Below are 22,068 nucleotides of genomic sequence, written 5' to 3'. Positions count from 1 at the left end.
CGCCTTAAAGAATACCTGAGCCTAAAAAACTTAAATGTGCGAGGGTTCAAAAAAGTAAAAGCGCGTGTCTTATTATCATGTATTGCAATGTTATCCACAGCGATGGTTTCAGTATTTGAGCCCAAAGTTGTAAAGCAGGTAGCTTAGGCGATACTGGTATTTTAAAACTCTCTATAGCTCAAAGGGGTATTTTTGTCCATTTTTGATTATCCACAGTTATAAAATAGCATTTAGCATAGCAACTTACCATAACTGTGTTAAGTTAATGCGATTGCAGTTCTAAATTATGGCATTGAATTTTATGCTACAGAAATTATGCAAAATGCTTAATTAATTATTTTAGAGGTTAATAATGAATTTTATAGGTGAAAAATACCAAGTATTACGTTCTCTTGGTTCTGGTGCTGTGGGGGAGGTCTATCTTGCAAAAGACCTGTCTCAAGATGATTCGCCTTTAGTAGCAGTAAAAACTTTGAAAACAGGTAAAGAGACCGATGAATACCTAAAGGAATTTTTTAATAGAGAAGTAAATGCGTTAAAACAGCTTGATCATCCTGGAATAGTTTCTTTTTATGGTTGTGGTTATGATGATAACAATGAGGCTTATTATCTCGTTTTAGAATATGTGGAAGGTAATAACCTTGAAGATTATATTTCTGGTGATCCGTTGGCAATAGATACAGCTATAGAAATTGTAATGGCGTTGCTTGAATCACTTTCTTACGCCCATGCTAAAGGAGTTTTCCACAGGGATATAAAACCAGCCAACATACTTATGGATATTAATGAAAAACCCAAACTTGCTGATTTTGGGGTTAGCAAAGTTTATACAGCTTTAACATCAGGTCTAACCGTAAGAGATTTCTTATCAATACCATACGCAGCACCTGAGCAGCTAGAAAGAAAACCAGCGGATGCAAAAACTGATATTTACCTAGTAGGTGCTGTTCTGTATAAGATGCTTACTGGAAAGGACCCCTCAAAAGAGAATAAACTTGAGGAAATAGTTCGATGCTTAACACTTGATGTAGAACTAGTACAAATTCTATTTAAAATGGTTTCTTTTCAATTGGAAGAACGTTATGATACTGCCAGCCAAGCGTTAACAGCATTAAAGAAATTTCATACACAATACAAGAAAATCAATGAAAAACACTATATTGCTATCACTAATGCTGCAATAAATAAGTTGTATGAATATGGTTTTATAAAAAACAGAGATATTGGTGAAGCCAAAAGGTTTTTAGAAGAAGAATTAAGCAATGATGTATACGCCTTCTATGATAATAAATATAAGTCATATAATTTAATTGGCAGACAGACTAAACTTTCATGTAAACTAGATGATAAAAATGGCAAACATCTAGTATTGACTAAAATTTTTGTTCCCGACCCAATTAACATGGAACGGGACAGAGAGTTTAGTTTCGAGATTCAGGCAAACTGGAATATTATTAGAGATGTTTACCCACCCGAAGAATATAATGTTCGTTATTTGTTAGACAGCCTTGCAACAAAGAGTAGGGAACAACAGGTAAAAAAACAGGCTGAAGTAACCCACAAAGATATGATTGCTCAGTGGGAAAAAGTGTTAGAATTACAACGAAATGTTTATCTAGAAAACGAACGTTCCGTACAATACAAAGCAAAAGATTTATCAATTGATGGAGACTATTTAGAACTAAACATAGGCAATATAACAGAGGTAGCTTTTACTGAAGAACAGCCCCTTCTCATTACGCATAAAAATTTTTCTAGATATATCCCTGTGGGATATTATCAGGATTTAGTGCGCAGAAATGGAAAAAATATCTTAGTAATAGGATTAAACAGGGACATAATAATTGATGACATTGCGGACCAGGGAGAAGTCATAGTTGACAATAGGCAGATTTCAAGTATCCTTGCAAGACAGCAGAGGGCATTAAAAGCTTTAAAACATAAAGAAAATGTCAACCCTCAACTTGCAACTGTTTTATCAAATCCTGAGATCGCCAAGATTTCCAAAGAGGCACTGTTGCTGAAAAAGTTCTTTAATCCTTTGGATGTTTCTAAAAGAGAGGCAGTCAAAAATGCACTTCTGGCCAACGACATATTTTTAATTCAGGGACCTCCTGGAACAGGTAAAACAACAGTTATTTCTGAATTAGTCGCGCAAATTACAAGTTTTTATAGCCGGGCAAAAGTATTAATTACCTCTCAATCAAATGTTGCTGTAAATCACGCTTTAATGCGTATATCAAGTATTTGCCCGGAATTACCAATGATTAGGATTGGTCGCAGAGAAAAAATCGCACAAGGTGCAGAGGCTTATTCATATGATGAGAGATTAATAACTTTCGCAAGAAAGACGACCGAAAGAAGCAATGATTTTGCGCAGAATTTCAAACTAACCTTAAATATAAACAACGATATATTAGATAGCCTTACATTATTAGAAGAAGTAAAGAAAAAAAACAAAATTATTAACGTTTTAAATGAACAACTCACAAATTTAAAAAAAGAATTAGTCGAAGCCAAAAAGCTACAGGATATTATTAATAATAAAAATTTAGAAATAACCCAACTTAACAGAAGGCTTATTGATGTAATCGAAAGCATTGAAGAACAATCACAATTAACAAATTTTATAGAAAACAGTATTAATGATTATATACAATTAGGAGAACAAATATTTGATCTAATTAGCAAAAATAGAGTTTTAAAGGAATACTCAAAACTAATTGATGATGAGAAGAAAAAGTTAAGTACTATAAAAGAATTAACCAGAGATTGTTTGGAGACATGTCACTTAATATGTGAGACCCTAGAGATTTCTTTTAAGGATTCAGAATTACAAACAATTATTAAAGAAATTGAATTAAAAACAGGACATTATAAATTAAAAGTAGAAAAGTTCGCAAAATTAGAGGCCATTAGAAAAGAATGGCTTAAAAGAGTTGAAAATGTTCACGAATTGGAAGAGATTTGCGTCAAAGAAGCTGTTGTTGTAGCTGCTACATGCTTAGGTATAGCAGCAACTCCATCAATTCATAATTTAGAATTTGATTATGTAATAGTAGATGAAGCAGGAAGAGCAACCCCACCTGAAGTACTGGTACCTATTATAAGAGGCAAAAAAATTATTCTAGTTGGTGACCAAAAACAACTCCCCCCCATTATTGATAGCTCTCTCACAACACAACAGTTGAAACAATTCCATCTGGATCGCAAACAATTAGAGGAGACTTTATTTGAAAAGTTATTTAATAGTGTTTCAAACGAAGTAAAATGTACACTTTTAGAGCAGTATCGGATGCATCCTAATATCGGCAAATTAGTAAGCAGTGCTTTTTATGATGGACAACTTGTTTCCAAAACAAATGCGGAAGCGATGGCTCACGGATTAACATGGTGGCCCAAAACAGTATTATGGTTATCTACAAGTAATTTGGAAGAAAGGTTTGAGCATACTGATGGTACTAGTAAGTTAAACCGGTGCGAAGCAAAAATTATTGTAAACTTTTTAGAGGAAATAGAAAAACAATATCAAGCAAGTGGTAAGAAAAAGGAAATTGCTATTATCACAGGTTACACAGCTCAGAAGCAATTACTTCGTACATTAATCGATGTTGAAGATAAAAAACGCTGGCGGTCATTGAAATTAGAAATTGATACGGTTGATGCTTTTCAAGGTCGAGAAACAGACATTGTTATTTATAGCTTGGTAAGGAGTAATACGGAAAAAAGTTTAGGTTTTATCAAAGACTACAGAAGGCTTAACGTAGCACTATCTAGAGCTAAACAGTTTTTAATAATAGTAGGCGATCACCATATGGCTAAAGGGTCTATTATTGGCGGTATAAATCCTTTCTTACCCGTCTTAAATTATATTTCTCAAAATAATGAAGAATGTGCTTTGGAGGTGTTGGCCGAATGAACTTAGATGAACTAGCCAAAAAGCAATCAGGATCCATACCTGGTTATGAATTGGTTGATTACTATGAGGCTGCATTTCCAGTTTACAGAGTAATTGTAATTGTTGCGATTTTGACGGAGCAAAATCTGCCAGTAGTGCAAGAATATATTTTGAAAATGCTGGATTGTGGATTAAATAATATTGGTGATATAGGCGGTTTTTTAGGCTTATCAAATGAAATAATAGAAGATAGTCTTGTGCCTCTAACGCAACAAGAACTTGTTTTGAGCTACCTAGAAGGTAATTCACTTAAATTTTCTATTACTGAAAAGGGAAAAGATGTAATGGAGTCGTTAAAAGTAAAAAAACCTACTATCACGTCACTGCCTATTGTTTTCGATGCATTAACAGGATCGTTGGAACCTCACAAGACTGGATTGGCGAAGGCTAAAGAAGTTAAGGACCTTGAAATTCCAATTATCAAACCTTACTTGAATAAACCAATGTTGGAGGATATAGAATTCAATGATGTACGCAAACTTATTAAGAGAATGCAGAAAGAAAACACAGACATTGCACCTCCCCCAGGAGAACTACTCGATATTATAGAAGTTGAAAAAGCCTGGCTTGAATATAAGAGGTTAAAAGTCTTTGTTTTTTACTCGGCAAAAGAAGATGATGTTATGGTACAGGTGTTCGAAAGAACACAAAGAGCACCTGAATATGAGACTAGATTACTTCGGATGGAAAGGGAAGGAATACGCGTTTTACGTACAGTGAAAAAACAATCTGTCCGTAATGGTTTACTTGTTGAGAATCTATCATTTAACAACGAAGATCTTAAGTCAAACGAAGAGTCAATCCAAGAGGCTGAAGAACGAGTTAAAATACTAACTAAAAATTTAGCTGAGGCGGAAGAAGAAAAAACCGATCAGACATCAATTCATACTATTAAAAGACAACTTGAAGAAGCAAGGAGACAACTTGAAATATTTCAGAAAGGAGATAGGGTTTTATCTACATATGAACATAGGCCAATACTTGAGCAAGCCTTAAAGAACGCACAAAATAGAGTATTAATTATTTCTCCTTGGATAGAACGAGGTGGAATGGACGATGATTTACTTGCACTAATTAGGGCAGCACTAACAAGAAAAGTAGAAATCCATATAGGGTACGGTATAAGCGATGAAAGAAGCTCTAATGACACCTACCCAGTTAAAAAATTAAAAGAATATCTATCGAAATCTTTTGGTAAATATTTAAAACTTCATAAATTAGGTAATACTCATGAAAAAGTACTGGTCTGTGATGAAAAATTTGCAGTAGTAACTAGCTTTAATTGGTTATCATTCAAAGGTGATCCCAACAGAGGTTTTAGAAGGGAAACAGGTCTTTATACACAAAACCCAGTAACCATTAAAAACATCATAGAAGATACTTTAAAAAGATTTAATGAGGCTTCTTGCTGAAGGAATAAGAAACCAATAAAATCAAGGATTAGGGAACATGTTTATCAAAATAATATTCATGGTAAATGCGATAAAGTTCATAAACCGCGCACCTGAAAGCAAAAAATATGTTCCTTAAAGTGGGAAACTAATATTATCTTAAAAAATTTTTTACAGCCTTTTGAAGGCAAATTGAGAGCTGATAACCGCTTGGTAAAACTAGATTAGATTATTCCTTGAGATAGCATCGAAGAACGCTATACCAATCTTTTTATCAGGTAACCGCGGACAATTGTCTAAACCCTGTATATTCCGGCCACATCCGGACACCTTGTCGAGTTAATAAATTAACTGTTACCCTTAACTTGAAGTTCAAGTAAAGGGAGCAAACCGATGAGGAGGCTCGAAATGTTCAAAGCAAAAGAAAAACTAAGATTAAAGCATGAAATCGGACTATCCCTACGTTAAATTGGTAAATCGTGCAACTGTGGTAAATCTACTGTATCAGAAGTGCAAAAAAGAGCTCAAGCAGTAGGTATAACGAGTAGAGTATAGTGATAAACAATTAATGAAGAGATGCAGGTTGACTGGGCCGTGAGACAATGACCTTTGTAGAGCCAGCAACAGGTGAACTAAAATCGGCCCACCTTTTTGTTGCCGTACTGCCGGCCAGTGCTTATCCTTTTGACGCTTACAGTGATACCAAGCTCTTTAACTGGCTGGACGCTCATGAAAGAGCCTATGAATATTTTGGTGGAGTACCCAAAGTTACCATCCCCGATAACACAAAAACAGCAGTAACAACGCCAGATCTTTTTGACCCTGTTTTAAACAAGAGCTACAGTGAAATGGCAAGATGCTATGGCATCACCATAGTACCTGCCAGAAGCAGAATAAAGGCGCATCCAGCAAGTGCTTGCAGCAGCTGCCGTTATGTCGTCATAGCTGCCCCTGGCGCATCTGCGGCCCCGCTCCAGGTGGAACGTGACAACGTGCCCCGAACCCTGTATGCTGTTGTTGCTTGCCCGCTGAGAGGCAGCTGCCGATGTTGCGTTCCATTTTGGCAGCAACGGGCAGTTGCCATTAACCTTGGCCACTACCTTAACAAACGCAGTTGCGCCCTAGTGGCCACTTTGCTCCGGGAGTGGAGCGGGATGCCACAGTACGACCAAAAAAAGGCGCCTTAGCGCCCTAGTATAACTAAAAAAACGCATTTAACATACTCCCTTAATTATATCTCTCAGAACACGTCCCCTTGTAATTCTACTTCCCCTATCATTTGAAGCCTGCAATGTAGCTCTATAATACTCACCTATCGGATCATCTTTATTTGCGAATTTTCCACTACTTTCGACCTTTTCGTAAAAACAAATCAAGGCATCACGCAAAATGGTACTATTGATTTCGATTTTATCTTTAAACATTAACCTATGCAATTCAATAATGAGTGTAAACAAATCCGCCTTCTTAAAAGCTCTAGAATTTGGCGATATATTCATTTGATCGATTACCTCTAATACCCTATTTAATTCTTTAAATATGGTATTACCTTGCTCAAATTCCTCATCATATTTTTCCAAAAATTCTTCAAATGCATCGTCACGGTGAAAATACGTTGAAAAAACTGTAATTATTAATGTAAGACAAAACTTCACATCTTGCATTCTTTTAATGTCAGTGGAACTGAAAACTTTATATTCTTCAAAGAACACATGCTCAGATAATCTAAAACTTAAGTTCTTCATCTCTCCGTCATATCTTGAATTATTTATTTCCATTGCATTTAATGAGTAGCTGGTGCTATTAATCCTTTGAAAAATTGTCATTATAGTATCAAAAGGCACAGCTCCAAGATCTCTTACAACAACTTCATATTCTAAAAACCGCATTTTGGAATCTGATGTTAACTGATCATAAGGAATAATATCTTTTTCAAGCTTAAGTTCCGCAGAACCTTTAAAATATTGAAAAAGCGTTGTCATTCTCTGCTGACCATCAACCAGTAGTTCAGTCCCTCTAGCCGTTCGATCATCAACCTCACCAGCTGCAACATATATCTCTGGGAAAGGCAATTCTTCAAGAACCGTACGAATAAAAGCATTTTTATGCTTATTATTCCAAACTAAGCGTCGCTGGAAATCTGGTCTTGGTTTTAGGGTCCCTTCTGCAATTGAATAGAGCAATACTCTAAGTCTTCTATTAGTAGCTGATGTCCTCATAAATCACACCTCGATTAGCTCTCTTCTACAGGCTTCAATATTTAATGATTGGTAGGACTCAAAAAAAAATCTTGAAAAATAAAGCCCCCCGGCAATCTTATAAGGCCCAAACCTATCAGAAGAGGTTAACTGCCTAAAGAATTCCCACCAATCCTCTGTCTCTCTAAATGCTTCCGAGCGCGGTAGATAGTCTGGACGAATCCACCCTTTAAATAAATAATCTTTAAAATCGTTTTCCTTAGGCCAATAACTTCCTTCATTTTTATAAATATAAACAGCTCTCCAAAAATTTTCAAAGAGTTCATCAGAAATTATCGCAAGGTCAATATCAGATTGATCACCGAACTTTCTGTACCTTTCTTGGGGTTTTATTGTAAACCCTAGTTGCCCTGAACCAACCATAAATATATCAGTGAACTGGGCTATGCCAAAATGGTTTTGAATAAGTTTTCTTAACTCAAAATAAGTATCATGAGATAAACATGCTGGAGCATTATGCTGATAATATTTCTCGATGACTTCTTGGTTATTAAGTGTCTGTATGTCTTTTTTAAAATTTTCCATTCTCTCATCAATATCAACAAAAAAGTCCATCTTGCCCTCTCCCAGAGTGAAGCATTTTAGACCGTGGTTAAACCAAGTTTATATTTAGATTGAAGACTTCGACATTAGCTTTCTGCTTCCTTCATTAAATTTTTAAATTTTGCTATAAGACCTTTTCTTGAAATTTATATGTAATTATTTAAACTTTGCATTAATACCGAATAAGGCCATAGCCGATATCCTAATTCTTTAAGCGGAAACACCGTTACTCGCTATTACTGAAGAAGTGTGCGTTATTGGCATCATTTTAAATAGGTTTCATTTGCACCGGGTACACAGACAATCAATCACGCGAGAAGCGGGACATCGGCACGATAAAAAAAAAGACGCCTCAGCGCCCAACCTCGGCAGCCGCCTGTGCGCGCTGCGCGCTGCTGCCAGCCCCAGCTCCGACATAGCCGCGAATGCGATGTGCTTGCAGAGCACCCCACGCTTGACTGCGTCCTCGCAGGCGCACCGTGCGAAATACCGCCTGCCCCGCTTCCCGATGATCACCATGTACCTTTTGCTGCCGTGCTCTACGTAGCCTTCAACCAGCCCATCATGCCGCTCCTTGCATTCCCACTGCCAGCCAGCCAATGCCCTGCCAAACCTGCCGTTGTCAACTTTACTTAATAACCTTCTTAACATCTTTTTCAACCTCCCATTTTTTCTCTGTTACACCGGCGGTGGTGCAGCCAGTCAAGGGCGGGGCGCTTTTTGCCCGGTCAGAAAAATTTTTTAGTTCTTTGAAAAAATTTTTTCTGACGAACCCTTGACGGGCTGCATCCACAGCGCCACTTGGCCACAGCTAGCCCCACTAAGAAAGATAAAACGATCATGCCAACACGGAAATGCGTTGTTACAAGACAACGATGGCCAAGGGGATCGGAAGCCGCCGGTATAATGAGAAGAAACGGGAGGAAAAAACAACCTTGGAAGAGATAAAAACCCCCCGACCCCCATGAATGGGGGCGGGGGGGAGTTGAACCCACCGTTCGTCTAACCTGTGGGACAATTCAAGCACTGAAACCGGTTTTGTGGTGAACGCTCCGACAACGAGGAAGCTCTCTTTGTGCTCGTCACACTACCAACAAATTTCACGGGCAACGTCAACTACACCGATACAACTGTTGTGCCCGGCAATCAGTATACTTACAGGTTCACGGCAATGAATGCCGCGGGATTTTCAGCTTACTCGAACACGGCAAATAACCTTGCCTTCGGATTCCCGAGGGCTTTTTCTATTGCAATGACAGGGTTACTAATAAAAATAAGTGGAATCATTGTCCAATTAAAAATAGGATAGATTCCCTGGCTGATTATTATCTGAAAGCTTTATTCCCGAAAACAGATAAATGGTATACAATTAGGACAATACAGCTGAACGATTTGCTGTGTGCGGGTAATGGTATTAAAGATAGGGAGGGTTTGCCATGGATAACCAGGAAAAGAAGAAACTCCTGCGGATGATGCTGTTAATCAGGCGGTTTGAAGAAAAACTGGTTGCTTTAAGCAAAGATCCCCAAAAATTTGGCGGTATGATGATTGTTTGCACCGGGCAGGAGGCGGTGGCTGCCGGGGCAGGGGCCGCTCTTTTGCCGGAGGATGTAATTGTTACCAACCACCGCAGCCACGGCCATTTGCTGGCCAAAGGCGCGGAGCCGGATTTAATTATGGCCGAAATATTCGGGCGGCGCACCGGCTACAACAAGGGCAAAAGCGGCACCCTGCACATCGCAGCGCCGGAAGTGAACGCCCTGTGCACCACTACGGTGGTGGGCGGGGGCATACCCATTGCTATGGGGACAGCCTTTGCCGCGCAATATATGAATAAAGATTATGTCACGGTTTGCTTTTTCGGCAATGGCGCTTCGGATGAAGGCAGCTTCCACGAAGCTTTAAACATGGCGTCGCTATGGAATTTACCGGTTATATTTGTCTGTGAGAATAATGTCTATTCGGGAGCCCAGCGGCAGGAGGAGCATACTAAAGTCAAGGATATCGCGGACCGGGCCGTGGCTTACGCCATGCGCGGGGAGGTTGTGGACGGCAACGATGCCCTGGCGGTTTACGAGGCTGTGCAAAGGGCCCGGGAGGAGTGCCTGTCCGGGGCCGGGCCGGTTTTAATTGAGTGCAAGACTTATCGCTGGGGCGGCCACGGCACCGCCGATATGCAGCTTTACCAGCCCCAGGAGGAAATTGCCGGCTGGAAAGAAAAGTGCCCCATTAAAAAATTACAGGCCGACTTGCAGCAGGCCGGGGTGCTTACCGAACAGGAATTCCAGCAGATGGAAAGTGATGTGGAACAGATCGTGGAGCAGGCCGTGCGGTTTGCCGAGGCCAGCCCGTGGCCCGAGCCGGCGGAAGCTCTGGAAGATGTTTATGTCTAATACTTGGGGGGAGGTAGGAAAAATGCAGCAAATCACCCTGGGAGAGGCCGTTAATCAGGCCTTGCGCGAGGAAATGCGCCGCGATGAGCGGATTTTTATCGCCGGCGAAGGTGTTGGAGTAAGTATCCATAGCGGTCCCGGTGCCACCAGTGGGCTGCTGGAGGAATTCGGCCCCCGCCGGGTCAAGGACACCCCGGTTTCCGAAGCAGGTATTGCCGGTCTGGCGGTGGGCGCGTCGGTAATGGGGCTGCTGCCCGTGGTGGAGATTATGTTTAATCCTTTCTTTACCATCGCTGCGGATCAAATTGTCAACCACGCGGCCAAACTGCGCTATTTATCCGGCGGCAAAAGCAAGTTTCCCCTGGTGGTGCGGATTAAGACCGGGGCAGGCATGGGAGCTGGCTGCCAGCACTCGCATAATTTAGAAGCCTGGTTAGCCCACTCGCCCGGCCTTAAGGTGGTCATGCCCGCTACACCGGCTGACGCCAAGGGCTTATTGAAGTCGGCCATTCGTGACGAAAATCCGGTTATTTTTATCGAAGATATAATTTTACACTGGGTCCCCGGTCCCGTGCCCGAGGAAGACTATACAATTCCCATAGGAGTGGCGGATATTAAGAAACCCGGCACGGATGTGACGGTGGTTACCTGGTCCAAAGCGCTCGGTACAGCTTTTAAAGCGGCGGGTCAGCTGGAGCAGGAAGGGATCAGTGTGGAGATTGTGGATTTGAGGAGCCTGGTGCCCCTGGATGAGGCCACTGTCTTAGAGTCGGTTCGGAAAACCGGCCGGTTGGTGGTGCTGCATGAGGCTACCCGCACCGGCGGTTTTGGCGGTGAAATTGCCGCCCTGGCAGCGGAAAAAGCTTTTGACGCGCTAAAGGCGCCCGTGCTCCGTGTAACCGCTCCGGATATTCCGGTACCTTACAGCAAGCCGTTGGAAGATTTCTATATGCCCAATGAAGCCGATTTAATCGAGGCCATCAAGAGACTCTTTTAAATGATGTGCTTTGGAAAGGTATAATTTTTCTTCTGCAATAGTCAGTACAATTAAGGTCCAGGCTGGAACATATGCCGCCCAAATTATATTGGCAAGCCACGGAACAAACCGGCCCGCAAAAACGGGATTAAGAAAACTGTGGGCCACTCCAAGGTCGCAGACAAGCATGAGAAAACCGGCCAGGGCTATACGGCGGGCCACGGCAGGTGTGTAGTAGCGCCTGAATATTGTGCAGATAGCGGTCCAGGTCATGCAGCATAATACTAAACTGAATATGACGGCTCCATAAGCTGTTATCCCCGAGACGTAGGGCATAAGTATTAAACAGTTTGGTATAAACAAGGCAATAACCGGGACTGCAGCCAGGACCTCACCCCAACCCGGTGAAAAATTTTTATTAAAGGCGGGGATGAGGACGGAATAGGCGAGCAGAAAACCAAGTACGCCGATATAATCCAATTCATGACCTATTGCCGGAATAGTATTGCAGAAAACAAGAAAGAAATCAGCTGCAGCGATCAAAAACACAGCTATGTTCATTAAAATTTGTTCGGTGTATCTCTTTTTTAATCTCAAGGTAACCATAAAAAGTGCGAGAACCACAGCATATTTAATGTAGTTATTTTGTAAATTTCCAGGGAATATATTATCCAGCGTAACGATAAGGACAGTCAAAATTAGAAAGGTGTACAATAACTTTTTTTGTAAAACGCTCATAGTACCTCAACTCACTAAACTTATTCTCAAATATACTATGCAGTTGGTGCTTTTTCAGGATATGGTCGGGGGAAGATAGAGGTCTATTTATCACAAGTAACAAGCGCGGGGTAAATAAACCCCGCGTTTGTTGCTTGAGGGCTATTAATTACACACCGGAGCACAGGGGGCAGGTAAATGATCTGTGAACTTATTTTTACGGGCACGGAATTGCTTTTGGGGCAGATTCTTAACACCAACGCGCAGGTGATCGAGCAGGAATTATCCGCGCTGGGCATCGACGTGTATCACCAGATTACGGTGGGGGATAACCTGCAGCGCTGCGCGGCGGCTATTCAGCAAGCGGCCGGGCGGGCTGATTTAATTATCGTCGGCGGCGGGCTGGGTCCAACGGAAGACGATATCAGCCGTGAAGCGCTGGCCGAGGCATGCCGGATGGACCTGGTGCAGGATGAACAGGCTTTGGCAATGGTCAGGCGTTTCTTTGACCGGCGCGGGATACCTTATTCGTCTAATAATCTTAAGCAGGCACTGGTGCCCGCGGGAGGCAAAGCGATTGACAACCCCATTGGTACCGCTCCGGGCATTATGCTGGAGCAGGCCGGCAAGATTTACCTGCTGCTGCCGGGGCCGCCCATGGAATTTAATATGATGGTCAAGGAGCAGATTATCCCCTTCTTGCGCGGCAAACTGGCCGGCCGGGTGGGGGTGATTAAATCCAGGGTGCTGAAATGCTGTGGTATTGGCGAGTCGCTGCTGGACGAAAAATTAGGGGATTTATTAAAGAGCACTAATCCCACGCTAGCCCCCACCGCCAAGTTTGCCGAAATACACCTGCGCATTACCGCTAAAACGCGGGAAGCCGGCCTGGCCGGGGAAATGATTGCGGCCATGGAAAGTAGGGTTCATGAATGCATAGGGGCGCATATTTTTGGCGCCGACGAGGATACCCTGCCCGGGGCGGTGACCCGGTTATTGCGGGAGCAGGGCCAAACCATTGCCGTGGCGGAGAACTTTACCGGCGGGTATTTGTCCTATGATTTATCTTCGGCCGCTGGCGGGGAAGATACCTTTGTCGCCGGGCTGGTTTGCAGAGACTACTGGCGGCTGCAGGGAAAAGCCGGCCTGGTGTTGGGCGAAGTACCGGCAGCTCCCGGGGAGAGGGCCGGGTATATGGCTGCCATGGTCAGAGAGCAATTCGGCGCCGGTATCGGGTTGGCCGTGGCTGTGGAGTCCGGCGAGGCTGCCCGGTTTAAGGTTGCCGAATACAATTTTTACCTGGCCGGGGATTTTAATGGCCAGCTGATGTTAAGCAAGGTAACCTGGAGCGGTGAGCGGGAAGCTATGACCAGGTTTGCCGCAACCATGGCCATGGTTCGGCTTTGGCGTTATCTCAAGCATGGCCTGCCTTTTGATGCGCGATAAAAGTACTATTTGGGTGTCCTGGTTTCGTCTTTGACCGGGTCGGGCAGGTCGGCCGCTGGGGTTTTTTTGAACCACTGCCAGGGGCTCAAATACCGCCTGTATTTGGTGAGCAATTCTTTGCCCAGGATGAAACCGCCAATCCAAAAAGAAGCTTCGCCGAGCACGACCAGGCCTGAGGTGATGGCCACCTTGCTGCTGGTGGGATAGGGCAAAAAAGGTACCAGCAGTATGGCGCCATAGAAAACGAAGGACAACACTACACAGATAACGCCAACTTTTCGCAATTTGTTCGGTTGCGCCATGCGCTTCACCTCTCCACTACAGAAATTCGCTGGTTTGCAGCTTCATGAGGAAGTGCTTGATCGCATTATAGCAAATAAAAAGTTAAAAAAATTTATTTTTTCGTGAATTTTGACCGGACCGGCAGCACTGCTCCCGCCGGTGTCTGGCAGGCACCCCCGTGCTAACAGCGGGAAGAAGAAATTAAATAATAATTCAAAATTTAAGAAATTTTTCAAGTATCCAATAACCTATCAATCTGATAAAATTAAATGGTCCTGCTGTAATCGATTGTCTCGTTTGTTAAGTTTAGCTGGAAATTTAAAAAATATTTAATATTTCCTTAAAGTATATTTAATAAACAAGTATTACAATAAGCAGGATGATAAATTTATTAGAATTGGCAGGTGTCTCATGAAAGGATTTTATATACTGGTGCTCATCTTGGCAATTATTACGGTATTTTTGCCCACCGTGCATGGTGGTCTGGTGTAGTATATTTAAACCTAAAAGGTTGCGGTTCCAGCTGCACCAAAGAGCCCGTTCTCCGAAACCGGGGAGCCGGGCTTTGTTTATCTCTGCACTTGCATATCCGGCTAAAAGCGATAATATAAACTTAATGGTTATTGTTATAAGGAGAGAGGGTGATGTATTGAACAAGCTAGATTTAAAATACGGATTGGATGAGGCCCCTCCCTTGCTGGAATTACTGCTTTACGGATTGCAGTGGCTGGCGCTGACCATTCCCACGATTATTATTATCGGCCAGGTGGTGGCGGTGCTGCACTTTGACAACCCCGGGGAGCAAGTAATCTATGTGCAGAAACTGTTTTTCCTTACCGGTCTGGTCATGCTGGTCCAGGTTCTCTGGGGGCACCGCCTGCCGCTGATTTCCGGCCCGGCCGCGGTATTGCTGATCGGCATATTAGCCGGCCAGGCCAGCGGAATACCCACCATATACACTTCTATTTTCATCGGGGGGCTGGTCCTTACTTTTTTAAGCATCTCCGGTCTCTTTGCCCAGCTCAAGAATTTGTTCACCCCCCGGGTGGTAGCCACTATTCTTTTGCTGATTGCCTTTACCCTGACACCCACGATCATGAATATGATCCTGCCCGCCCCGGGCAGCGCAGTACCGGCTTTATTTAATTTGTGCTTTGCCCTGGGCCTGGTTTTGCTCATGTTTGCCGCCAACAAAATATTAACCGGCATCTGGAAAACAACCTTAATTATCTGGGCGATGCTCCTGGGAACCCTGGCTTACGCTTTGCTGTCCCCGGCCCCGGCAGCTGTTGATACGGGCAATTATCCCTGGCTGGCCTCTTTTATGCAAAATTTAACCCTGGATTTTTCACTGGAGCCGGGCGTATTGATATCCTTTCTGGTTTGTTTTATTGCCCTATCGATCAATGATTTGAGCTCCATTCAATCTGTGGGTGAAATGTTAAATTTAAAGGATATGCCCGGGCGTATTACCAGAGGTGTGACCTTTACCGGTCTGGCCAATATGCTGTCGGGTTTTTTGGGGATTATCGGTACGGTTAATTTTTCACTCAGCCCGGGCATAATAGTCTCGACCAAATGTGCCTCGCGGTTTACCCTGCTGCCCACGGCTGCCGGTTTGCTGGGGTTGTCCTTCATGCCTGTGGCCATTGCTTATATGGACAGTATCCCTGCCGTGATCATTGGCATAATGATGGTTTTCGTGATGAGCTCCCAGGTCGCAGCCGGGCTGATAATGGCTTTTGGCGCCAATAAGTTTACTTTTGATGACGGTCTGATTATAGGTTTACCGATCATGCTGGGGATTATTATTTCTTTTGTCCCCGCCGACGTTTTGCGTACCATGCCCTTATCGCTGCGGCCAATTATCGGCAACGGTTTTGTGGTGGGAGTTATTGCGGTGATGTTTCTGGAACACCTTGTCTACCGGAGCAAATAAAAATGTGTAAAGGTGGTGCTGGCTTTGAAAAAAAACGACCGGGGTAAAGATTTAAACAATTTAACCGTACCAATACACACGGACAAAGCAGAGCCGGGTTTTATACCTTTTTACGAGTTTGCGGAAGGACTGGACGCAATGAGTAAGCAACCAAAAGCGGATAAGCGTGATGAAATGCGCTAGTACCGGCTTTCCTGAATACCGCAATATTTCTAGTTGTTAGCAAAGGATCGGCCCTTCTCATGTCGAATAAATAAACAAAATGGAATAAGGAGAAGGGCTCTAATGGGAACTAAAATCGAATTTACAAAAAATTATAATGACTTGAGTACCAATCAGGGGTTCCAATTTGAGTTTTTTTGTGACAGGTGCGGGACCGGCTATCGCACGCGGTTTAAACCGTCGATAACAGGCAAAGCCACCAGTTTGCTGGACGCAGCCGGCAGTATCTTTGGCGGTTTTTTGGGCAAAGCATCGGATATCGGTGAAAGGGTTCGTTCGGCTACCTGGGAAAAAGCTCATGATGATGCTTTCAGTGAGGCCATGCAGGAATTGAGGCCGGATTTTGTGCAATGCCCGCGCTGCTCTTCCTGGGTTTGTCGAAAGCGATGTTGGAATACAAAAAAAGGTTTATGCAAAGAATGTGCTCCCGATCTTGGTGTAGAAATGTCTGCAGCTCAGGCCAGCCGCTCAGTTGAGGAAGTTTGGGCCCATGCCCGGATGGCGGACGAAGACAGAAAACTGGCTGAAAAAAATTGGAGCGAGACTATTCGGGCCACTTGTCCTGAATGTGAAGCTCCATTAGCCTCAAACGCGAAATTTTGCCCGGAATGCGGCGCAAAGTTGAACAAAACAAGCAATTGCCAGAACTGCGGGGCTAAACTGGGACCCGGTGCCAAGTTCTGCGCGGAATGCGGAACGAAAGTATAAAAACCAACACTTACCGTGGTTAAACCGCCTGTATTTATGACATTCTAACTACAGGAGGTGAGCCAGTTGAAGAATAATAAAAACAACAATGTAAACAGGCAAGCAAACGTTCCAACACAAAAAGGGCAAAGTGCAGAACCCGGTTTTATGCATCTTTATGAGTTTGGCGAACTGAACGAAATGAGGAAGAATGTTAAAGTTAAAAAGCCGGAAAAATAGTAATAGCAGCATTTTGAGTCACATTAAAAACCGTTAATGTTCTATTTTGCATTAACGGTTTTTAATTTACATAGCTTTTTGATTTATATTATTCCAAGCATGAAAGATTGTAGTAATATGGTAACGGGGGAAGACTATAAAATTATAGTATCATAGCATACAGAATAACCATGCCGGAGGGGTAGTTAAGATGCAAACAGCAGTGATAAGAGAGCTTTTCAAACAGTCCGATAAGCACCTGGGCAAGAGCATAAGAGTTCACGGCTGGGTTAGAACGGTGCGGGTGTCCAAAAGCTTCGGCTTTATTGAGCTTAATGACGGCACTTTTTTTGCCAATTTGCAGGTTGTGTTTGAGGAAAACCTGGACAATTTCGCCGAAGTAGCCAGGCTGGTCACCGGTTCGGCCATAACCGTGACCGGGACGCTGGTGGAATCCCCCGGGGCCAAGCAGCCCTTTGAGTTAAAGGCTGAAAGCATAGAAGTAGTGGGTACCTGCGCGCCGGATTACCCGCTGCAGAAGAAGCGGCACACCTTTGAATTTTTGCGCACCATCGCGCACCTGCGGCCCCGGACCAATACCTTCGCCGCTGTTTTCCGGGTCAGATCGCTGGCTGCTTTCGCGATCCACAAGTTTTTCCAGGAGCGGAATTTTGTTTATGTACATACCCCGGTGATTACGGGAAGTGACGCCGAGGGAGCCGGGGAAATGTTCCGGGTGACCACCCTGGACTTTGACCGGACTCCCCGGAATGAAGCCGGCCAGGTGGATTTCACCAGGGACTTTTTTGGCCGGGAGACCGGCTTGACGGTGAGCGGCCAGCTGGAAGCGGAAACCTATTGCCAGGCTTTTGGCCGGGTGTACACCTTTGGGCCCACTTTTCGGGCGGAAAACTCCCATACCCCCCGGCACGCCGCGGAATTTTGGATGATTGAGCCCGAGATCGCCTTTGCGGATTTACAGGATGACATGCGCTTGGCCGAGGATATGATGAAGTATGTGATCGGCTACGTGCTGGACAACGCCCCGGAGGAAATGGACTTCTTCAATAAATTCGTGGATAAGTCGCTGCTGGCCCGCCTGGCCAACGTGCTCCAGTCCGATTTCGGCCACGTTACCTATACCGAAGCCATTGATATCCTTAAAAACGCTCCGGAAAAGTTCGAGTATCCGGTGGAGTGGGGGGCCGACCTGCAAACCGAGCATGAACGCTACCTGGCCGAAAAGCATATGCAAAAGCCGGTTTTCGTCACCGATTACCCCAAACAAATCAAGGCCTTTTACATGCGCCTGAATGACGACCAAAAGACGGTGGCCGCCATGGACCTGCTGGTCCCCGGGGTGGGGGAAATTATCGGGGGCAGCCAGCGTGAGGAAAGGCTGGCTTACCTGGAACAGCGGATGGCGGAACTGGGGCTGAGCCATGAGGATTACTGGTGGTACCTGGACCTAAGAAAATACGGCGGCACCAAGCATGCCGGCTTTGGCCTGGGCTTTGAGCGGCTGATTATGTACTTAACCGGCATGGGCAATATCCGGGACGTGATATCCTTCCCCCGGACACCCAAAAACGCGGAGTTTTAAAAAAAAGTAATTAAAGCTTGCATCGGTAATTTTTTCATCATATAATTGTTCTGGCAATAGAACGATTTGGTGATACGAGATGAAAAAAGTTAATCCGGATAATAGCCTGGGTTTCATACTTAACCGGACAAATACAAGAATGAAAAATGCTTTGCTGCATAAATTCAGGGATTATGATTTAACTCCCGAGCAGTGGGCTGTCCTGAACCGCCTGTGGGTGAAAGAGGGTGTTACGCCCAAAGAATTGGCCGATCTGACCTGCAAGGATCAGCCCACCACAGTTAGAATGCTGGCTAAGCTGCAAAACAAGGGCTATATAACCAGGGAAGTGAATCCTGAGGACAGCCGGTCCTTCTTGATTTACCTGACGTCCAAAGGCAGGGAGGCTAAGGATATCCTGTTTCCATTAGCCTTTGAAGTGCTCAATGAAGCAACCAGAGGTATTGAGGCCGAGCAGCTTGAGGCGGCCAAGTCGATTCTCAATCAAATTTATCGCAACTTGGAGTCGCAGAGGTAAAACAAAAGCAGCGTTAAAAAACGCTGCTTTAATCATATCCGGTTCAGGTATTAAGACATCACAGGCGCTCCTGTATTTTTTGCCATGCATGGGTCTCCAGGAAACTCCCCGGCACACTCGCTTCCATTTCCCGGAACATCTTATAAGGTACGGTAAAGGATAAGGTTTCCCTGTCCACGGCCAGGCGCTGGGCAATATCAAAAAAGCCGATTACGCCCCTGGGCTGATCTTTTTCGGCTTCCGCATAGCCAAATAAGATGGACTGGCAGGCGGCCCCAAAGGGAGCAGTGATGCTTTGATTGGTGCCCCGGTTGTAGTCGGACAGCACGATTAATGCTGATAACTGGTCTGCATTGGCAAAGAATATAATTAACGCTGGCTCATCTTGTTCCGTAAGCAGTGCCCAGGGTTTGAACACCACATATTCAGCGGGCACGTCGGTAAAGGGCAGTGTATTCACCCATTTCCTGGCCAGCTCGGGACTTTTATAAAATCTTTCCCCTTCGGCCATAATAGCACCCGCACTGCCCATCATGGCAGCCGCTTCCCGGTTGCCCGTGGAAAGCAGGCAATCAATGGGAAATCTGCCGTACCGGTCACCAAAGCCCAGCCCTGTGCCGCCCCCCGGGCAGCCAAAGGAGTTCCTGTCGAAGTAGCCCAGGCGGTTTTTTCTGCTCACGGCCGTCAACATGGCCGCTACACAACCGTTCATACTGCCCTCTTTAAAATGCAGTCCTTCAGCCGGTTTGTCGTTGGTTAGGATTACCGCTACCGGCTGCATTTTAAATTTTAAAGCCTTAACCAGTTGACTATCCATATAAAGCACCTCCGTTTTTTATCACCTTTGGGCCAGGTAAAGCCTGTAACTAAAGCGTGGCTATTTGCAAATACGAGCACAGCCGAAAAGTGGTACCCGGCCAGGCACTGGCAAACTAATGTTTGAACATTCTTAATTAATTATACAGCCGAATGCGTATTGTTGTCAAAACAATTATGCGTCGAAAGTACTTTTCATGACTGACCGCCCGGTATCGACCAATTGCACTTGTCCTTTTTATTCAGCAGGTTGTTCTAACAAAGAAGAAATATAGAAAATTTTAAATTTTAATATCTATTTTATCCCTTTCTGCATAATATGTTTTAGGACCAGAGAGGTCAGGGGTCTAACATTGAAAAGGAGGGCTAACATGGCACAGGTAAAAAACGGTTGCGAAAGGGAATGCAATTGTTCAATAGAAATTGAGGAGAGCTTGGTTTTGATCTTCTGCGGTGATATCGATGTGGCTGCAAACGGTCCTAAAAAGAAATTTTTTGGCCGGGAACAAAAAGACGGTGAGCCTGAAGTAGAAAATAAAATTGGATTTGGAAATAATGAAGCATGCGGCTGCGAAATCGAAATTGAGGAAAGTCTGGTTGTGGTAGTTTGCGGTGAAATCGATGCCGATAAGATGAAAAGTTGTCTTCAAGCGTACGAAGAATTTAAAGGCAATAAAAAATCCGACTAACAGGAGTAATGATTAACCTTAATTTTTTTCTAAAATGCCTCCTGATAAAAAGATGCAGAACAAAAAGCGTCGTCTTAAAGCGACGCTTTTTGTTTATCACACCTTTCAATTTGTTGGTAAAATTAGTCTATTCTTCTTCAAGAAGCTTGATGGCAGGAATAATGCCTGGAGTGGCCCACTTAACGAGAATACTAATAATAACCGTGCGGGTATAAAAAGGGCAGTGTAAGAGCAGGTTTTGGTGAGTAGCCTGCAGAACCTAATTGGAATGGGAGCTGGTTGAGATGAAACCCGGACAGCACCTGGAGTATTACACCAGATTATACCCGGCCGCCTGGCAGCAGGTGGATGAATTGAGAGCCGCCCGGGGTTTATCCTGGCCGGAGTGGTGCTTTATGCCCCTGGCGGCTGCTTATGCCATAGTAGAGGCCGAAGCCGGCGGCCAGGGTATTGATATCACCGGCTGTGCAGGTTATGCGCTGCAGAATGACGCGGGCATTATTGGCGCCCTGGCCGCCTGGCGGGAAACCCGGGGGGTTTACCGGTTTGACCCCGGCGTTTACCGGGCGGTGCTCAGTACCCCCATCCCCGGGGAGCTGCCGTCGGATAGTTTGTTTAACCTGCCCGAATGGGGTGTTTATCTGGAAACTCCGGGTTTACGTTGCGACGGCCGGGCTCTGGCCGGCTTTTTTGCCTGCCTGGTTTACGACTCCGCCGCCGGCTGCAGCGAATTATGGCTGGTGCTGGATTATGACATACCGCTTCCTTCCCTGTATACCGTGTCCATTTCTTTGGAGTACCGGTCACTGGCTGAGGCCCTGGCTAAAGCAGCGGGTGCAGCAGCCCGGCAGGCGGATTTGTTGAATTTAGAAGCACCGACCCCGGCAGTTGGCTCAAGACCGGAGGGTTTCAGCCCGCTGGTGGCGCTTCTCCTGTATCTTTGTGCTGTTAATGCAGATATCGACAGCGCGGGCAGCGTACCGGACCGCTTGCAGGCAGGTCCGCCCGGGCAGCCCAGGCAGCCCAGGCTGTGGACGGTGGGCTCAAAGTTGGACGCAGCCCTGCGCGGCACAGCCGCCGGCCGGTGCGGGCCTGGTCAACAGCAGAGGGGCCCTCGATGGCAGGGGTATTGGACAGGCCGGGATACCGGTGCACAAAAATACGTGGTTAAGTGGCTGCCGCCCGGGTAGACACAAGGGACACAAGGGGACGGTTCGAGACCACTGAAAAAGTCCATATAAAACACAAAAAGCATCCCCACCTATAGTATAATTAAGTCACCATAACAAAATATACCGGGGGATGCTTTTTATGCTAGTTGAAACCACCTTTAAACAAGGCAGCTTTTACACTGAATTATACCATATAATACCGGAGAATCACATATTAAAACGTATAGATTCCGCAATATC

21 protein-coding genes are annotated in these 22,068 nt (G+C 44.5%); 15 read left to right on the top strand and 6 right to left on the bottom strand.

Translation table 11 applies throughout. From position 1 onward, the window contains the following. Positions 1–352 precede the first annotated feature (352 nt). The 3 genes from SPSYN_RS05485 to SPSYN_RS05475 all read left to right on the top strand — a co-directional run bounded on the left by SPSYN_RS05485 (position 353) and on the right by SPSYN_RS05475 (position 6,536). Positions 353–3,919, top strand: coding sequence for an AAA domain-containing protein (locus SPSYN_RS05485; protein WP_161821507.1), 3,567 nt, complete (start codon positions 353–355; stop codon positions 3,917–3,919). Next, positions 3,916–5,370 (top strand): phospholipase D-like domain-containing protein, encoded by a 1,455-nt coding sequence (locus SPSYN_RS05480; protein WP_161821506.1) that lies wholly within the window; start codon positions 3,916–3,918, stop codon positions 5,368–5,370. The genes SPSYN_RS05485 and SPSYN_RS05480 overlap by 4 nt, the downstream gene beginning before the upstream one ends. A gap of 581 nt (positions 5,371–5,951) precedes the next feature. Then, positions 5,952–6,536 (top strand): transposase, encoded by a 585-nt coding sequence (locus tag SPSYN_RS05475; protein WP_161821505.1) that lies wholly within the window; start codon positions 5,952–5,954, stop codon positions 6,534–6,536. Positions 6,537–6,563: 27 nt separating this feature from the next. Here the strand turns inward: SPSYN_RS05475 and SPSYN_RS05470 are convergent, their stop codons facing one another. From SPSYN_RS05470 to SPSYN_RS05460, 3 genes are all read right to left on the bottom strand, one after another. Next, complete coding sequence (locus SPSYN_RS05470; protein ID WP_161821504.1) at positions 6,564–7,568, bottom strand: DUF262 domain-containing protein; 1,005 nt, start codon at positions 7,566–7,568, stop codon at positions 6,564–6,566. 3 nt (positions 7,569–7,571) lie between these two features. Beyond that, positions 7,572–8,162, bottom strand: coding sequence for a hypothetical protein (locus tag SPSYN_RS05465; RefSeq protein ID WP_161821503.1), 591 nt, complete (start codon positions 8,160–8,162; stop codon positions 7,572–7,574). A 267-nt stretch (positions 8,163–8,429) separates the two neighbouring features. Continuing rightward, entirely contained in the window at positions 8,430–8,801 is a 372-nt protein-coding gene (locus SPSYN_RS05460) for an SWIM zinc finger family protein (RefSeq protein WP_243152927.1), read from the bottom strand. A gap of 424 nt (positions 8,802–9,225) precedes the next feature. Here SPSYN_RS05460 and SPSYN_RS05455 point away from each other — a divergent pair, with 424 nt between their 5' ends. The 3 genes from SPSYN_RS05455 to SPSYN_RS05445 all read left to right on the top strand — a co-directional run bounded on the left by SPSYN_RS05455 (position 9,226) and on the right by SPSYN_RS05445 (position 11,540). Further along, a complete protein-coding gene (locus SPSYN_RS05455) occupies positions 9,226–9,459 on the top strand; it encodes a hypothetical protein (RefSeq protein WP_161821502.1) in 234 nt (77 codons plus the stop codon). A 127-nt stretch (positions 9,460–9,586) separates the two neighbouring features. After that, positions 9,587–10,543: a thiamine pyrophosphate-dependent dehydrogenase E1 component subunit alpha gene (locus SPSYN_RS05450; protein ID WP_161821501.1), complete on the top strand. Its 957-nt coding sequence runs from the start codon at positions 9,587–9,589 to the stop codon at positions 10,541–10,543. A 22-nt stretch (positions 10,544–10,565) separates the two neighbouring features. Next, the gene (locus SPSYN_RS05445; RefSeq protein ID WP_161821500.1) at positions 10,566–11,540 is read left to right on the top strand and encodes an alpha-ketoacid dehydrogenase subunit beta; all 975 of its coding nucleotides are present in this window, start codon (positions 10,566–10,568) and stop codon (positions 11,538–11,540) included. On the opposite strand, the gene SPSYN_RS05440 is transcribed toward SPSYN_RS05445, so the two are convergent. After that, positions 11,511–12,257, bottom strand: a complete 747-nt coding sequence (locus SPSYN_RS05440; RefSeq protein ID WP_161821499.1) for a lysoplasmalogenase family protein — start codon at positions 12,255–12,257, stop codon at positions 11,511–11,513. The genes SPSYN_RS05445 and SPSYN_RS05440 overlap by 30 nt on opposite strands. A 177-nt stretch (positions 12,258–12,434) precedes the next feature. Between SPSYN_RS05440 and SPSYN_RS05435 the strand changes: the two genes are divergently transcribed. Continuing rightward, positions 12,435–13,682, top strand: a complete 1,248-nt coding sequence (locus SPSYN_RS05435; RefSeq protein ID WP_161821498.1) for a CinA family nicotinamide mononucleotide deamidase-related protein — start codon at positions 12,435–12,437, stop codon at positions 13,680–13,682. Positions 13,683–13,687: 5 nt separating this feature from the next. Here SPSYN_RS05435 and SPSYN_RS05430 read toward each other — a convergent pair whose 3' ends face one another. Then, complete coding sequence (locus SPSYN_RS05430; RefSeq protein WP_161821497.1) at positions 13,688–13,984, bottom strand: transporter suffix domain-containing protein; 297 nt, start codon at positions 13,982–13,984, stop codon at positions 13,688–13,690. A gap of 629 nt (positions 13,985–14,613) precedes the next feature. On the opposite strand from SPSYN_RS05430, the gene SPSYN_RS05425 reads away from it, so the two are divergent. The 6 genes from SPSYN_RS05425 to SPSYN_RS05400 all read left to right on the top strand — a co-directional run bounded on the left by SPSYN_RS05425 (position 14,614) and on the right by SPSYN_RS05400 (position 19,151). Then, positions 14,614–15,903, top strand: a complete 1,290-nt coding sequence (locus tag SPSYN_RS05425) for a uracil-xanthine permease family protein (protein ID WP_161821496.1) — start codon at positions 14,614–14,616, stop codon at positions 15,901–15,903. A 24-nt stretch (positions 15,904–15,927) separates the two neighbouring features. Then, complete coding sequence (locus SPSYN_RS05420) at positions 15,928–16,086, top strand: hypothetical protein (RefSeq protein WP_161821495.1); 159 nt, start codon at positions 15,928–15,930, stop codon at positions 16,084–16,086. Positions 16,087–16,188: 102 nt separating this feature from the next. Further along, positions 16,189–16,833, top strand: coding sequence for a zinc ribbon domain-containing protein (locus tag SPSYN_RS05415; RefSeq protein ID WP_161821494.1), 645 nt, complete (start codon positions 16,189–16,191; stop codon positions 16,831–16,833). A 66-nt stretch (positions 16,834–16,899) separates the two neighbouring features. Next, positions 16,900–17,052 (top strand): hypothetical protein, encoded by a 153-nt coding sequence (locus SPSYN_RS05410; protein WP_161821493.1) that lies wholly within the window; start codon positions 16,900–16,902, stop codon positions 17,050–17,052. Between the two features lie 190 nt (positions 17,053–17,242). Then, positions 17,243–18,634, top strand: a complete 1,392-nt coding sequence (asnS, locus tag SPSYN_RS05405; RefSeq protein ID WP_161821492.1) for an asparagine--tRNA ligase — start codon at positions 17,243–17,245, stop codon at positions 18,632–18,634. Positions 18,635–18,713: 79 nt separating this feature from the next. Next, positions 18,714–19,151, top strand: a complete 438-nt coding sequence (locus SPSYN_RS05400; RefSeq protein ID WP_161821491.1) for a MarR family winged helix-turn-helix transcriptional regulator — start codon at positions 18,714–18,716, stop codon at positions 19,149–19,151. Positions 19,152–19,209: 58 nt separating this feature from the next. Here the strand turns inward: SPSYN_RS05400 and SPSYN_RS05395 are convergent, their stop codons facing one another. Beyond that, the gene (locus SPSYN_RS05395) at positions 19,210–19,968 is read right to left on the bottom strand and encodes a DUF169 domain-containing protein (protein WP_161821490.1); all 759 of its coding nucleotides are present in this window, start codon (positions 19,966–19,968) and stop codon (positions 19,210–19,212) included. A 370-nt stretch (positions 19,969–20,338) separates the two neighbouring features. Here SPSYN_RS05395 and SPSYN_RS05390 point away from each other — a divergent pair, with 370 nt between their 5' ends. Beyond that, entirely contained in the window at positions 20,339–20,656 is a 318-nt protein-coding gene (locus tag SPSYN_RS05390; protein ID WP_161821489.1) for a hypothetical protein, read from the top strand. 284 nt (positions 20,657–20,940) lie between these two features. Further along, entirely contained in the window at positions 20,941–21,846 is a 906-nt protein-coding gene (locus tag SPSYN_RS05385; protein WP_161821488.1) for an AcrVA2 family anti-CRISPR protein, read from the top strand. Positions 21,847–22,068 lie beyond the last annotated feature (222 nt).

It is taken from the genome of Sporotomaculum syntrophicum, from assembly GCF_009932395.1.
GTDB lineage: Bacteria > Bacillota > Desulfotomaculia > Desulfotomaculales > Desulfallaceae > Sporotomaculum > Sporotomaculum syntrophicum.
The sequence above is the reverse complement of the archived record's forward strand: the minus strand, read 5'-3'. Positions and strand labels throughout refer to the sequence as shown.

Coding starts and splice junctions, on each gene's coding strand:
- SPSYN_RS05435 (WP_161821498.1), top strand. CDS start 12,435: ATGATCTGTGAACTTATTTTTACGGGCACGGAATTGCTTTTGGGGCAG.
- SPSYN_RS05445 (WP_161821500.1), top strand. CDS start 10,566: ATGCAGCAAATCACCCTGGGAGAGGCCGTTAATCAGGCCTTGCGCGAG.
- SPSYN_RS05400 (WP_161821491.1), top strand. CDS start 18,714: ATGAAAAAAGTTAATCCGGATAATAGCCTGGGTTTCATACTTAACCGG.
- SPSYN_RS05480 (WP_161821506.1), top strand. CDS start 3,916: ATGAACTTAGATGAACTAGCCAAAAAGCAATCAGGATCCATACCTGGT.
- SPSYN_RS05465 (WP_161821503.1), bottom strand. CDS start 8,162: ATGGACTTTTTTGTTGATATTGATGAGAGAATGGAAAATTTTAAAAAA.
- SPSYN_RS05485 (WP_161821507.1), top strand. CDS start 353: ATGAATTTTATAGGTGAAAAATACCAAGTATTACGTTCTCTTGGTTCT.
- SPSYN_RS05390 (WP_161821489.1), top strand. CDS start 20,339: ATGGCACAGGTAAAAAACGGTTGCGAAAGGGAATGCAATTGTTCAATA.
- SPSYN_RS05430 (WP_161821497.1), bottom strand. CDS start 13,984: ATGGCGCAACCGAACAAATTGCGAAAAGTTGGCGTTATCTGTGTAGTG.
- SPSYN_RS05475 (WP_161821505.1), top strand. CDS start 5,952: ATGACCTTTGTAGAGCCAGCAACAGGTGAACTAAAATCGGCCCACCTT.
- SPSYN_RS05395 (WP_161821490.1), bottom strand. CDS start 19,968: ATGGATAGTCAACTGGTTAAGGCTTTAAAATTTAAAATGCAGCCGGTA.
- SPSYN_RS05415 (WP_161821494.1), top strand. CDS start 16,189: ATGGGAACTAAAATCGAATTTACAAAAAATTATAATGACTTGAGTACC.
- asnS (WP_161821492.1), top strand. CDS start 17,243: ATGCAAACAGCAGTGATAAGAGAGCTTTTCAAACAGTCCGATAAGCAC.
- SPSYN_RS05460 (WP_243152927.1), bottom strand. CDS start 8,801: ATGTTAAGAAGGTTATTAAGTAAAGTTGACAACGGCAGGTTTGGCAGG.
- SPSYN_RS05440 (WP_161821499.1), bottom strand. CDS start 12,257: ATGAGCGTTTTACAAAAAAAGTTATTGTACACCTTTCTAATTTTGACT.
- SPSYN_RS05385 (WP_161821488.1), top strand. CDS start 20,941: ATGAAACCCGGACAGCACCTGGAGTATTACACCAGATTATACCCGGCC.
- SPSYN_RS05470 (WP_161821504.1), bottom strand. CDS start 7,568: ATGAGGACATCAGCTACTAATAGAAGACTTAGAGTATTGCTCTATTCA.
- SPSYN_RS05450 (WP_161821501.1), top strand. CDS start 9,587: ATGGATAACCAGGAAAAGAAGAAACTCCTGCGGATGATGCTGTTAATC.